We start from the raw sequence: 13,871 nt of genomic DNA on the forward strand, positions 1-13,871 counted from the left end.
AATGAAATTAACCAATAAAATCAAGCTTCCTTTTAAAGTCAAGAAACCGGTTCTATCATTTGGTTCGCAGGCAAAGAATACGCTTTGTTTTGCTAAAGGCAATTTCGCTCTTATAAGTAGAATCCATGACGACCTTAACAATTTAGATGATTTTTTGCTTTTTGAAAAAGATGCCAAATATTTTCTTAATAAAAAACCCAAGGTTTTAGCTTTTGACCTTCATCCCGATTATCAGTCTACCAGTTACGCATCAAGTTTGAATAATGCTTTTAATGGCGGCATTGCTATCCAGCATCATCATGCTCATATTGCCGCATGTATGGCGGAAAATGGGCTAAAGAACGAACAGGTAATTGGAGTTGCGTTTGATGGGTCGGGGTTAGGATTTGATAATACTATTTGGGGTGCCGAATTTTTAATCTGTAACTACAAAACTAGCGTAAGAATTGCTCATTTAAAAAAGATAAAACTTTTAGGAGGGGAAAAGGCGATACTCGAGCCTTGGCGTATTGCGGCTGCCTGGTTAAATTCTATTTATGGGGGTAGCTTTCTAAAGCTAAAAATTGATTTTACTAAAGGAGTAGACAAGATCAAGTGGCACATCTTAAAAGAAATGGAATCAGTTAGTTTTAATACTCCCTTAACAAGCAGTATGGGCCGGCTATTTGATGCATTTGCAAGTTTAGTATTAGTAAAATATAATGCTTCTTATGAAGCCCAGCTTCCAATTGAGTTAGAAAAACTTGCTACGAGGGCAAATGTTACAAGCCAGAAAACATATCAATTTGGTATTAAGGAAAATGCAGGTATGTTTATCATAGACCCAAGCCCGTTGTTTAGGGCAGCAGTGGCTGATTTAAAAAATAAAAGGCCAAAAGCAGAGATCGCCTATTGTTTTCATTTAGCCGTTGCCAATGCGATTAATGATATTTGTTTGAGAATAAGAAAAACCCGAAAAATTAATACTATTGTTTTGTCGGGAGGTGTTTTTCAAAACAAACTCTTGTTAGGCTTAAGTAAGGATTGTCTTAAGTCTTTAGGGTTTACTGTTTTAACCCATAAGAAGCTTTCTTGTAATGATTCGAGTGTTTCTTTGGGGCAGGCTGTGGTAGCTAACTTTAACACCCGAACCTATCGGAAGGTTCGGGTGTGAACTTGTGTTCAAGGGGTAGAATATGTGTTTAGCAGTTCCAATGAAGGTTAAAAAAATTAACGGCGCATTTGCCCAAGTAGATGCAGCTGGATTGCTTCGCCAGGTGAATATTGAAATGGTCAGCGGAATTAAAGAAGGCGATTTTGTTTTAGTGCATGCCGGTTTTGCAATTCAAAAAATTGATAAGGCTCGGGCAAAAGAAACGTTAAGGATTTTGTATGAAATACATTGATGAATACCGTAACAAAAAATTAGCAGGCGTTCTTTCCAAAAAGATAAAAGAGATAATGCCTCTTTCAGGGATAAGGTTGATGGAGGTTTGCGGCACGCATACTCATAATTTCTTCAGGTTCGGCCTGGATAAGATTTTGCCTCAGAGTTTAAAATTAATCTCCGGCCCCGGTTGCCCTGTTTGCGTCAGCCCGCAGGAATATATTGATAAAGCGCTGTCCCTGGTAAAGAATAAAGATGTAATCATTGCTACCTTTGGAGATATGATACGCATCCCCGGGACAAGCTCAACCCTTGAAAAAGAAAGGGCACGTTTCGGCAATGTCAGGGCAGTTTATTCTCCTTTAGACAGCCTGCAATTAGCCAAAAACAATCCGGATAAAAAAATAGTTTTCTTAGGCGTTGGTTTTGAAACTACTATCCCAACAATAGCTATCAGTATACTTTTGGCTAAAAAAGAAAAGTTAAAGAATATTTATTTTCTAAATTCATTAAAGCTTATCCCGCCCGCTTTGGATTTTCTTATGAAAGATAAATCGGTTGAGATTGATGGTTTCTTGTGCCCGGGGCATGTTTCTGCTATAATCGGAACTAACGCTTATGAGTTTATCCCCAGAAAGTATAAAATTGGCTGTTGTATTGCCGGTTTTGAGCCTTTGGATATTTTAGAAGGAATTTATCTTCTTGTGCAGCAGAAAGTAAGAAAAAAAGCAAAAGTTTTAAACCAATATTCCCGGGTAGTAACTTCCCTGGGTAATAAGCGCGCTCTCGGTATAATAAAAAGAGTTTTTACAATAAAAGATTCTTCCTGGCGCGGCTTAGGAATAATCCCCGGAAGCGGTTTAGAAGTCAGAAAAGAATTATCTTGTTTTGATGCGGATAAGCATTTTTCATTAAAGACTTGCATAGAGAAATCAGGGCATAAAAAAACAAGATGCAGATGCGGTGATGTACTTAAAGGGAAGATCCAGCCCGATGAGTGTAGATTGTTTAGAAGGCTTTGCACTCCGGAAAATCCTTATGGGCCATGCATGGTTAGTAACGAAGGAGCGTGTAATGCGTATTATAAATACCATTAGGCAGAGTTTGATTTTACTTATTGTATTTTTGTTTGTTTCCGGATGCGCTCAGAAGGCAGATGATTTAGAAAAAGCACAAGATGATATTCGTAAATCAGAGGCATATTATAACTCGGCGCTGGAACAGTATAAGAAGAAAATAAACTCTAACAAGGCGCCTGATAGCCTTTATCTTGAGTTAGGAAGGGTCTATTATTCTCATGGAGATTTTGAATCAGCACTTGCCCAACTAAAAAATTCCAAAGCCCAGGAAGCAAAAAAACTTATTGCTATTTCTTATTTCAGGCTGGGGAATTTCGTGGATGCGTTGGATGTTTTTAATCGTGAGGCTATAAGTGATAACGAATATATTTATTATCAAGGTTTAACATGTGAAAAATTAAACCTTTTTGAGCAGGCTGTTAATGTTTATCGCAAGATAAACGATGGGCCGTTCGCCTCTTTGGCAAAGAAGAGGATTGATCTAATTGAAAAGCAAGCCAATCTTACCAATATTAAGGAAGTAAGCCAAAGGATTTTTAATTTAATTAAAGAAAGCCCCGGCTTAAATGAATACCCTCAGGCAGGAGCCTTGGTTTTATTGGCAGATGAGTCAATTGAAGTGACACAGCAGAACACACAGGTTTCCCAGATGCATTACGCAGTAAAGATTCTAAATGAACGGGGAAAAGAGGATTATTCCGAGACCCAGATTGAGTATGATTCTACTTTTGAGAAAGTTGAATTAGAATACGCCAGGACTATTAAACCCGACGGGGTAATTACGGAAGTTGGCTCCCGCCATATCCGCGATGTGTCAAAATACCTGAACTTTCCGCTTTATAGCAATGCGCGAGTATACATTATTTCTTTTCCGGAAGTTGTTGAGGGAGCTGTCATTGAATATAAAGTAAAGATTTATCGCAACCAGTTGGTGAATAAAAAAGATTTTGTCCTCGCCTATTCTTTAAAAGCAAAAGACCCGATTATTAACGCAGCCTTTAATTTACGCATACCAAAAGAAAGAAAACTCAATATCAAGATTCTTAATGAAAAATACAATGATTCAGGAGCTAATTTAAACCCTTTAGTAACTGAAAAGGAAGGATTTAAGATATACGACTGGAATTTTAAGAGCCTTCCGCAGATTGTTCCGGAGTCAAATATGCCGCCAGCTGTGGAGATTAATCCTGCGTTACTTTTGTCTACGTTTGAAAGCTGGGATGAATTATATAAATGGTGGTGGTCTTTAGCAAAAGATAAGATTGTAGCCAACGATGAGATCAAATCAAAGGTTGCGGAGTTAATTAAAAACAAAACAACTCCTGAGGAAAAAATCCGAGCAATTTATAACTACTGCGCTCAAAAGGTCCGTTATGTGGCGGTTGAATATGGGCAGGCAGGTTTCGAACCGCATAAAGCCGAGGTTTGTTTCAGGAATAAGTATGGGGATTGCAAAGATAAAGCAATACTGCTTACCACGATGTTAAAACTTGCTGATATTTCCGCAAGCCCAGTTTTAATCGCTACCAAAGAGGATTATAATTTAAATGAAGATTTTCCTTCTATGTTATTTAACCATGCCATTGCTTGCGTTTTCTTAAATGATAAAATAATTTTTATGGATCCCACTGCTGAGACCTGCGCCTTCGGCGATTTGCCGCCATCGGACCAGGAGAGAAGAGTTATAATCTTTAAGGAAGATGGTTATAAGATAATTGAAACTCCTCTTTATTCCGGTGGGCATAACCTAAATAAACAGACTCTGAATATTAAGGTTAATGTTGATGAGTCAATTTCTGCGCAAAAAGAAATATTAGCCGAAGGGGTTTACGATCAATCCCAGCGCTACTGGTTATTGTATACCCAGCCGGAATTGATAGAGGCGACTTTAAAAGAAAAAATCCAGTCGGTTTCAATTGGTTCTAAATTATCCGGATATCAGATTAAGAATTTGGATGATTTGAATAAGCCCGTAGTATTAACTTATTCATTTTCCGGTCCGGAGTATTTTACTGAAGCAGGGCCTTTGAGGATTATGCCCCAATTGGCAAATTTAGACACGAGCTTGGTAGCAAAAGACAGCCGTAAATATGCGATTGACTTTGATTTTCTTGATACTAAAGAAACCTATTTGGAAGTTGCATTTCCTGCCAATTATGTGATAAAATATATGCCTGAGGGAGTTGTTGAAGATAGCCCCTGGCTAAGCTTAAATGTGAGCTATAGCCAAAAGGATAACAAGCTTTATTTTAAGCAAGTTGTTGAGTTGAAAAGAACCAAAATCTCTGTAGATGAATATCCGGATTTTAAGAAATTTTTTCAGAAGCTTGCGCTCCAAGTCAAACAGAGAATAGTGCTGGAGAGAAAGAAATAATAATGCCAGAAAAACCCAATGCTGCTTCCGGAATCGAACGCCGCCAATATATTCGTCTTGATACGGTTTTCCCTGTGCAATTCCGTCTTGAAAGCGCAGATAGAAGTAAGTTTATCTCCGGTTGGCTCCAGGGTTACACTAATAACATAAGCAAGGGCGGGATCTGTTTATCCGTAAACAATTTTGATCCCCAATGGGTTAAGCTTTTAAGGAATCGCGAAGCAAAATTATCGTTAGAAATTGAATTACCCGTTATAAAAAGGCCGGTGAATGCTCTGGCTAAAGTTGCATGGATGAGCGATGTCCCCGGAAGCCCTAATAAATATCAAATCGGCTTAAGTTATGAAGAGATAAACGCCAAGCAAAATAATAAGATTTTGCGTTATGCCCGGCTTAAGCAATTTTTTGTCCCTGTGTCATTGTCCTTGATTATTCTTTTAGGCCTCGGCTTGGCACTAAATAGCTATGTAAGCGCGAAATTAATTAACGGCAATAAAAGCTTAGTAGAACAATTGGTAAAGATCGTCCAGGAATCCAGCGTAGCCAAACAAAAAGTAAAAATCTTTAGCAAAGAGAGAGAAGATTTACAGACTAAGATTCAAGCCTTGGAATTACAGATTAAATCAGTTGAAGAAAAGGGTAAGCCTTCCGTCAATAGCCTTAAATTAGAAGACCTGATAAAAGTAAGAGAGACGCAGGATTTAAGCGAGCAAGTAGATAAATTGACCAAAGAAAAGAATGCATTGCTTGAACAATTGGTTTCTGTACAACATAAAGAAAATGATATTACAGAAGATCTTTTGCATCTTGATAAAAGAAAGGCAATCTTAGTGAAAGAGAACTTTGATAAAATGTATCAGTGGCTTAAAATCCATCAGAGCCTGCGCACGGGTTTAGTAGCGAGTTTTGAAGGAAGCAAAGATATCGCTAAATGGGCTTTTATTTATGACCAGTCGCTTGCCTCCCAGGCATTTACTTATTTTTCTGATTTTGCAAGGTGTAGGAAAAACCTTGACTTCTTTGCTAAGAAAGCCCAAAGAGAAAACGGATTATTCTACAATGCTTATTATGTAAATGACGGGCTACCTGCAGAATTCACGATTCATTGCGGGCCGAATATCTGGCTGGGAGTAGCCTTTCTTCAATATACGAAAAAATCAAATGATACAAGATACCTTTCTTTGGCAGAAGAAATTGCCTCAAAGATAATTGCCCTGCAAGCGCTTGATCCGGATGGTGGTATTCGCGGAGGGCCGAACACCCAGTGGTATTCTACGGAACATAACCTTGATGCATATGCTTTCTTTAATATGCTTTACAAGGTCACCAGTAAAGACATTTATCTTAAGGCAAGGGATAAGACGTTAAATTGGTTGGTAAAGAATACATATGATAAAGAGGATCTTCCTGTAAAACGCGGAAAAGGCGATTCTACTATCGCTACCGATACTTATGCCTGGTCTATTGCTGCAATCGGCCCTGATAAATTAATGGAAGCTGGAATGAACCCGGACAGGATTCTTGAATTTGCCGAGAAGAGTTGTTTGGTTACTGCGGATTATACCCGTCCGAATGGGCAAAAAGTACAGATAAAAGGATTTGATTTTGCGCCTGAAAAACATTTGGCCAGAGGAGGGGTTATTTCTTCGGAATGGACAGCACAGATGGTAATTTCTTTTAAAATAATGTCGGAATATTATTATAAAAAGTCTATGATTGCTAAGTCCCGGGCTTACGGATTAAAAGCAGACGAGTATTTGGTCGGCCTGACCAATATGATTATATCAAGCCCTTCTCCATCGGGGCAGGGGGAAGGCTGTTTGCCTTATGCAACAGAAGAATTTATTGATACCGGGCATGGTTGGATGACTCCGAGCGGGAAATATACAGGATCCGTTTCAGGGACTGCTTATACGCTTTTTGCCTATTATAATTATAATCCTCTGGAATTAAGGGAATAAGTTTTATCTCTTCGATTAATCTTAGGTTTAATACAATTTGGTTTTTAAATTGAAACAGAAGCTAAATTTAATATATAAGAAATTATACTCTTGTTTTGGCGCTCAGAATTGGTGGCCTGCTGAAAGCCCGTTTGAAGTAATTATCGGGGCCATCCTTACGCAAAATACTTCTTGGCAGAATGTCTCACGGGCTATAGAAAACCTTAAAAAAGAAAAAGTTTTGACTCCGCAGGGGATTAAAAAGATCTCCGAGAAGAAATTAGCCGCCTTAATCAGGCCGTCAGGCTATTACAATATTAAGTCAAAGCGGTTAAAAAATTTCTTGATATTTTTGTTTAAAAATTATAATGGAAGCATTGAAAGAATGTCTTTGGGCAAACCTAAGGATTTGCGTAAAGCGCTGCTTGGTGTAAATGGGATCGGCCCGGAAACAGCAGATTCAATCCTTCTTTATGCTTTGGGAAAACCAGTCTTTGTTGTTGATGCCTACACAAAGAGAATTCTCTCAAGGCATAAAATTATAGAAGAAAATGCTCCTTACCATCAGGTCCAGGATTTATTAATGAATAATTTGCACTGCGAGAAGAAGCTTTTTAATGAGTTTCACGCTTTATTAGTCAGGCTTGCAAAAGAGTATTGTCTTAAATCTAAGAGGAGGTGCAACGAATGCCCGTTGAAAGGATTAAATTAAATACAATTTTCTTCTTAAGCGCGTTGTTTGTGCTGACAATGCTTTGTTCTTCAGCCTATGCAGCTCCTTGTTACGGGACTAAGCTACCCGGGCGGAATAAATTCTTTGCTGAATTTGAGTCATACAGCCTTTTTAAAAGATATCAGGAGAATAATTTAGGAAAGCTTCGTTCTCAGCAGCAGTTTTACGGAATGTCTTATGGAGTTTTTAACTGGCTTTCTATAGATTTAAAAGCGGGCGCCGGGAATATTAAGCAACATCCCGTAGGAAGCGATGAAATAGATTACACAACCAGCTTTGCCGGAGGCTATGGTTTACGGGTTAAATTTTTAGACAAAAACAACTTTAGGTCTGTCTTAGGTTTTCAACATATAAGCGTTCATCCTAAAAGCACGCATATCGGAGATACAAAGCATCAGGCGATTTTAGATGATTGGCAATGGTCGTTATTGGGAAGTTATAGTTTTAAAAGGATCACTCCTTACTTGGGGACAAGATGGTCTAGGGTTGATTATATCCATAAAGTTAATGGTGACAGGAAACGTGTAATGTCGGATATGACAAAGGATATTGGGTTTATTTATGGTTTTGACCTTCCGCTTACTAATAAGATTTGGTTAAATATGGAAGGTTCAAGTTTTGATAGTGATGCACTGGCGGTAAGCATAAATTATAGTTTTTAACAAATGATAAATAAAACAGGCCTTATACAACTTACTCAGCGATTAATCAGGATAAAATCCGAGAATCCCAATGGAAATGAAGTTGAGATTGCCGGGTTTGTTGAAGAATACCTTAATAACTTAGGGTTGAAAACAAATATCTGTGAGTTTGAAAGAAACCGCCCGAATATTATTTCGGTTTTAGAAAACAAAAACTCTGAACATTCTTTGCTTATCACTCCGCATTTAGATACTGTCCCAGCGGGAAAAAATTGGACGCTTGACCCGTTTAAAGCCAAGATAAAAGATGGCCGGCTTTATGGCTTGGGGGCTACTGATTGTAAATGTAATTTGGCGATTAGCCTTGAGGTGATAAGGAGTATTATTGAAGACAAGAGAGCCTTAAATTATAATCTGATTTTTGCCGCAACTGCGGATGAAGAAAGCGGGTCTGTTTTGGGCTTGGAGCCTCTTTTAAAGAAAAAAATCCTTAGGGCTGATGCGGCTGTTGTCCTTGATGCTGATGATTTCCATATTGTCGTTGCACAAAAGGGCCTCATGCATCTTAAAATAAAGCTAAAAGGGAAAAAAGCCCACGGCGCTTATCCATGGTTAGGCGTAAATGCAATTGAGAAGATTGTTGATATAGCAGATAAATTGAGAGAATACAAATTTTGTGTTACCAAAAATAAATATTTACGCGCTCCCACAATAAATTTTGGGACAATAAAAGGTGGAGATAAAGTTAATGTGGTGGCTGATTCTTGTGAATTTGAATTAGACATACGTTTCTTGCCGGGAGAGTCTTCCTCAAGGGTGCTGCGCGATATAAAGGCACTTGTAAAGAAATACAATCCGAATTTTGAGATTGAAGTTGAAGGAATCCAGGAGCCATTTATAATAAATGAAAAACATTATCTTGTTTCGCAACTCTGTTCGGCGATGCGTAGTGCCGGAATCCGGCCTGCTCTTAAAGGTTCGGAGGGAGCGACAACCATTTCTTTTTTTGATGCACAGGATATCCCTTCAATAGCTACAGGTTTTGGTTCTTTGGGTTGTGCCCATATCGCCGATGAATACGTTAAGGTTGAGAATTTATACAAAGGTGCTTTAGTTTTAAAAGAGTTTTTGCTTAATTTCAAGTTTAACAAATCTAGTGCAACTTAAGAGAAAGTAGAGGATTTATGGAAGAGATTAAATTTAAAAAGAAGCCACGCCTTAAAAAGCCCTATATTATTACTGCCTGGCCCGGGATGGGAGAAGTTGCTTTTAAGGCAGCAAGTTATTTAATTGAAAAGTTAAAAGCAGAGGAGTTTGCATCAATTCCTTCCGAAAACTTTTTTTATCTAACGGGCAGTGTGATTCAAAACGGAGTTTTGGATATTCCGGAGCTTCCTCAAAGCAAGTTTTATTTTTGGAAGAATAAGGCAGGGAAGAATGACCTGATAATTTTCCTAAGCAATGCTCAGCCGGATTTGGTTAATGCCAAGGAGTATTCTAAGAAAATAGTCCAAGTTGCCAAAAGCTTTCATGCCGAAATGGTGGTTGGTTTTGCATCTATGCCTCAGGCAATTGATCACACACAGGAACCTACGGTTTGGTTTGCAGCAACGGACCCCGAATTAAGAGAGGCTTTGAAAAAATTTAACTTAAGCCTTCTTACTGAAGGCCAGATCAGCGGTATGAATGGTTTATTTTTAGGCCTTGCTAAAAAAGAAGGCTTAAAAGGCTTTTGCCTTTTAGGAGAAATACCTCTTTATACTATCCAGATCGAAAACCCTAAAGCTTCTCACGCTGTATTAAGTTCGCTTATTAAAATTTTAAATATAGAAATTGATGTAAGCGAGTTAGCTCAACAGGGCCACAATATGGAAGCGGAAATTAACAAGCTTTTGGATTATCTTAAACTTGGGACCGGAAACCAAATTGCCCCTATCGGAGAAGAGGAGATTGAGAAGATTAAGAAAACCTTAAGCCAGCTTACTAAGTTGCCTGTCTCGGTTAAAGATAGGATAGATAAGATGTTTGAAGAAGCTAAAAACGATATTTCCAGAGCCAATGAATTAAAGCTGGAATTAGACAAATGGAATGTTTATAAAGAATATGAGGATAAATTTCTTGATCTATTCAGGAAAAAGAAAGATAAAGATAATTAATGCGTAAGCCTTCCCAAGTAAAAGCAGTCCTTTTTGACTTAGGCAATGTTCTGGTTGATTTTGACCATACGATAGCCGCTAAAAGGATTTCCTGTTTTTGCGATAAGACGCCAAAAGAGATTTTTGACCTCTTTTTTGCCTCTCAAATTACGACTAAGTTTGAGGCTGGAAAGATTTCCTCTCTTGATTTTTTTAAGGAAGTAAAGAAAAGCCTTAATGCAAACATAAGCTACGAATCATTTGTGCCTATATGGAATGAGATTTTCTTCCTTAGTTTAAAAAACAGGCAGGTCTACTCTTTGGCAAATAAGTTAAGGGATAATTATTTGGTTGCGCTTTTATCCAATATCAACGTTTTGCACTACGAGTATTTAAAAAGCAAATTCCCGGTATTTAATGTTTTCCATAACGTATTTACTTCTTGTGAGCTAGGTTTTGTCAAGCCGGATGAAGAAATTTACAGGAAAGTTATTAAAGAATTAGGAGTAGGCGCGGAAGATATCTTTTATACGGATGATAGGATTGAATTAATTGAAAGTGCAAAGAAGATAGGTTTAAGAAGCTTTGTTTTTAAAGATGTTTTTCAGCTTAGGGCCGATCTTGAGAGCCAGGGTGTAAGTATATGATCAAGGAGAATAAAATTCTGCTTTCCCATGGTGCAGGCGGTAAATTAATGCACGGGCTTGTTAAAGATTTACTGCTTAAAAAATTGGGAAATCCGATTTTAAACGAGTTGACAGATAGCGCTTTGATAAAGTTTAAAGAAACAATTGCTTTTACTACTGATTCTTTTGTGGTTTATCCTTTAGAATTCTCCGGCGCAGATATAGGGAAGCTTTCGGTTTGCGGCACAATCAATGACCTGGTAATGCAGGGGGCTGAGCCAAAATATATCTCTTTAGCCCTGATTATTGAAGAAGGTTTTGATAAAGGTTTATTGGAAAAAATAATTAATTCTGTTTCTTTGGCTTGCCGTTTGTCAAAAGTAAGTGTTGCAGCTGGAGATTTAAAAGTTGTTGAAAAAGGGGCAGCAGATAAGATTTTTATTAATACCTCTGGGATAGGTTTGACAGTTAACAAAAAGCCTTTATCTTATAGAAATATTAAAGCAGGGGATAAGGTTATTTTAACCGGTAAGATCGCCCAACATGGCCTTGCGGTTTTGGCAAAAAGAAATGAATTAAATTTAGGTTTTAATATAAAAAGCGATTGTGCTTGTTTGAATGGTTTAATTATTCCTTTGCTTAAGAAGGATGATTCCATAAAGTTTATGCGTGATCCAACCCGGGGAGGGTTAGCCACAACCCTCAATGAAATCTCCCAACAGACCGGCAAGGGCATTGTTATTAATGAAAAGAATATAGCAATTGATAAAAAAGTAAAAGCAGCTTGTGAATTGCTTGGGATTGATCCTTTGTATGTTGCTAATGAAGGCCTGGCTGTGATTATCGCCGAAGATGGAACCCAAGAAAATATCGTAAGGCAATTAAAGAAGCATCCACTTGGGAAAAATGCTGCAGTAATCGGAGAAGTAGTAAATAATCCGAAGTCAAAAGTAGTATTAAACACCGTCTTAAATACAAAGCGGATTATTGATATGTTAAACGCCGAAGCGCTGCCAAGGATTTGTTAATATGAAAACCGATAGTTTTCAAAGAAGGTTTTACAGGGATTGGGTGAAGGCCAAGGATTTATATTTAACCAGGATTGCTGCCAAAGAAACAGATTTGTATATTCTTACCAACAAGCCTTTAGATAAGAATTATATAGAGCAAAGAATTTTTTCTTATCGCTGGGATATTGAAAAATATATAAGCAAAGACCATCGATTCCTGACAGCATTAAAACCTTTATCTGTGGAAATAAATGCCCCTGAGATTGTAAGGGATATGAGCAGGGAGGCGACAAAAGCCAATGTCGGGCCAATGGCATCAGTAGCCGGGGCTATCGCAGGCTTCTTAGGAAATGATTTATTAAAGAAGAAATATAAAGATGTTATTATTGAGAATGGAGGAGACATCTTTTTAAAAACAACCAAGGCCAGAAAAATCGGGATTTACGCTGGAAAGTCAAAATTATGGAATAGGTTGTCTATTAAAATAAACGCGAAAGACACTCCAATTAGCGTTTGTACTTCATCCGGGACTATAGGGCATTCTTTAAGTTTTGGTTGTGCCGATAGCGTAATTATTCTTTCAAAAAATTCCTCATTAGCTGATGCCGTGGCTACCGCAACTGCCAATATTGTGCAATCAAAGAACGATCTTCAAAAGGCTTTGGACTTTGCACGCAAGATAAAAGGCGTTATTGGGGTAGTAATTATCCTAAAAAATAACCTCGTAAGCTGGGGCAAGGTTGAATTTGTCAAATAGGCCCCTATTTTTTTCTTTCCTCGTCGGTAAAATTAAAATTAAAAAAACCTTTAAAAATTAAAAATTACTTGACATAGGCTGTATATTGTGATAAAAATTTACTATAAATACATTGTTAGTGATTTTATTTGGAGGGTAAATTAATAAAATTGGAAAACCAGGAAAAAGGTAAAGGCTCTTAAGGAAAAGGAAAGAGCCTTTTTTTATGAATTATATGAAAACTGTAGGTTTAACATACGATTTAAAATCAGATTACGAGTTTAAAGCAGGCGATCCGCCTGATGCTAATGCTGAATTTGACCATCCAACCACTATTGATGTTATCGCGGATGCGATAAGATCCAATGATTTTAAAGTAAAAAAGATTGGTAATGTCACAAACCTGCTTGAAAAGATAGAGAATCTTGGCGTTGACATTGTTTTTAATATCTCAGAAGGCTTAGAAGGCAGAAATAGGGAATCTCAGGTCCCGATAATATTAGAGATGGCCAATGTTCCATTTGTTGGGGCAGATGCTTTGACTCTGGGGTTGACTCTTGATAAAATTATGGCGAAAAAGATTTTTATCGCCGATAAAATCCCTACCCCAAAATTCTTCACTGTCAGCTCGGTTGAAGAATTAATCAATACCGATCACTGCAAATTTCCGTTAATCGTAAAGCCCAGGTTCGAAGGCTCTTCTAAGGGTTTAAGTGATAATTCCCGTGTTGAAAATAAAGAAGATCTTGCGAAACAAGTCAGCTACATAGTAAATACCTATAAACAGCCGGCTTTGGTTGAGGAGTTTATTTCCGGGCAGGAGTTTACGGTTGCCATTATCGGTAATGAGAATCCTGAAGCCCTGCCTGTCGTACAGATTAAGATAGACGGACGACTGAAATTGAATGATAAATTTTATACTTTTACGCGTATCCAGTCTGACAGGCTTGAGTATATATGCCCTGCAAAAATTTCCAGTGATTTAAGCAATAAAATAAAAGAACTCGCTATTAAGACTTATAAAGCTGTAGATTGCCGTGATTTTGGAAGAGTTGATTTTAGGGTTGATAATGAAGGCAACCCTTATGTTTTAGAGATAAATCCTTTACCGTCTTTGTCCACAGAAGATGTGTTTAAATTGGTGGCAGAGACTATCGGCATTACTTACGAAGAAATAATCGGAAGAATTTTAAAGGCTGCTTTAATCAGAAACAGCCTTAACTAATTATAA

The 13,871-nt window shown here is 37.7% G+C and carries 13 protein-coding genes; all 13 read left to right on the plus strand.

Going from position 1 to position 13,871, the window contains the following annotated elements; all coding sequences use genetic code 11:
• Position 1 precedes the first annotated feature (1 nt).
• The 13 genes from PHO70_01690 (at position 2) to PHO70_01750 (ending at position 13,865) form a co-directional block, all read left to right on the plus strand.
• Positions 2–1,153: an FGGY-family carbohydrate kinase gene (locus tag PHO70_01690; protein ID MDD5431685.1), complete on the plus strand. Its 1,152-nt coding sequence runs from the start codon at positions 2–4 to the stop codon at positions 1,151–1,153.
• Positions 1,154–1,175: 22 nt separating this feature from the next.
• Complete coding sequence (locus PHO70_01695) at positions 1,176–1,385, plus strand: HypC/HybG/HupF family hydrogenase formation chaperone (protein MDD5431686.1); 210 nt, start codon at positions 1,176–1,178, stop codon at positions 1,383–1,385.
• Positions 1,372–2,463 (plus strand): hydrogenase formation protein HypD, encoded by a 1,092-nt coding sequence (gene hypD / locus PHO70_01700; protein ID MDD5431687.1) that lies wholly within the window; start codon positions 1,372–1,374, stop codon positions 2,461–2,463. Before PHO70_01695 ends, hypD begins: the two co-directional genes overlap by 14 nt.
• Entirely contained in the window at positions 2,441–4,819 is a 2,379-nt protein-coding gene (locus PHO70_01705) for a DUF3857 domain-containing protein (GenBank protein MDD5431688.1), read from the plus strand. Before hypD ends, PHO70_01705 begins: the two co-directional genes overlap by 23 nt.
• Before the next feature lie 2 nt (positions 4,820–4,821).
• The gene (locus PHO70_01710) at positions 4,822–6,780 is read left to right on the plus strand and encodes a PilZ domain-containing protein (protein ID MDD5431689.1); all 1,959 of its coding nucleotides are present in this window, start codon (positions 4,822–4,824) and stop codon (positions 6,778–6,780) included.
• A gap of 49 nt (positions 6,781–6,829) precedes the next feature.
• Complete coding sequence (locus PHO70_01715) at positions 6,830–7,471, plus strand: endonuclease III domain-containing protein (GenBank protein ID MDD5431690.1); 642 nt, start codon at positions 6,830–6,832, stop codon at positions 7,469–7,471.
• Positions 7,447–8,154, plus strand: coding sequence for a hypothetical protein (locus PHO70_01720; protein MDD5431691.1), 708 nt, complete (start codon positions 7,447–7,449; stop codon positions 8,152–8,154). Before PHO70_01715 ends, PHO70_01720 begins: the two co-directional genes overlap by 25 nt.
• A 3-nt stretch (positions 8,155–8,157) precedes the next feature.
• Positions 8,158–9,300: a M20 family metallopeptidase gene (locus PHO70_01725; protein ID MDD5431692.1), complete on the plus strand. Its 1,143-nt coding sequence runs from the start codon at positions 8,158–8,160 to the stop codon at positions 9,298–9,300.
• A gap of 17 nt (positions 9,301–9,317) precedes the next feature.
• On the plus strand, positions 9,318–10,289 hold the full coding sequence (locus PHO70_01730; protein ID MDD5431693.1) for a PAC2 family protein: 972 nt from the start codon (positions 9,318–9,320) through the stop codon (positions 10,287–10,289).
• The gene (locus tag PHO70_01735; GenBank protein MDD5431694.1) at positions 10,289–10,915 is read left to right on the plus strand and encodes an HAD family phosphatase; all 627 of its coding nucleotides are present in this window, start codon (positions 10,289–10,291) and stop codon (positions 10,913–10,915) included. The genes PHO70_01730 and PHO70_01735 overlap by 1 nt, the downstream gene beginning before the upstream one ends.
• Positions 10,912–11,922, plus strand: a complete 1,011-nt coding sequence (gene hypE, locus PHO70_01740) for a hydrogenase expression/formation protein HypE (protein MDD5431695.1) — start codon at positions 10,912–10,914, stop codon at positions 11,920–11,922. Before PHO70_01735 ends, hypE begins: the two co-directional genes overlap by 4 nt.
• Position 11,923: 1 nt before the next feature.
• Positions 11,924–12,661 (plus strand): UPF0280 family protein, encoded by a 738-nt coding sequence (locus PHO70_01745; protein MDD5431696.1) that lies wholly within the window; start codon positions 11,924–11,926, stop codon positions 12,659–12,661.
• A 205-nt stretch (positions 12,662–12,866) separates the two neighbouring features.
• The gene (locus tag PHO70_01750; GenBank protein MDD5431697.1) at positions 12,867–13,865 is read left to right on the plus strand and encodes an ATP-grasp domain-containing protein; all 999 of its coding nucleotides are present in this window, start codon (positions 12,867–12,869) and stop codon (positions 13,863–13,865) included.
• Positions 13,866–13,871 lie beyond the last annotated feature (6 nt).

The sequence above is a fragment of the Candidatus Omnitrophota bacterium genome (assembly GCA_028715415.1).
GTDB lineage: Bacteria > Omnitrophota > Gorgyraeia > Gygaellales > Profunditerraquicolaceae > JAQURX01.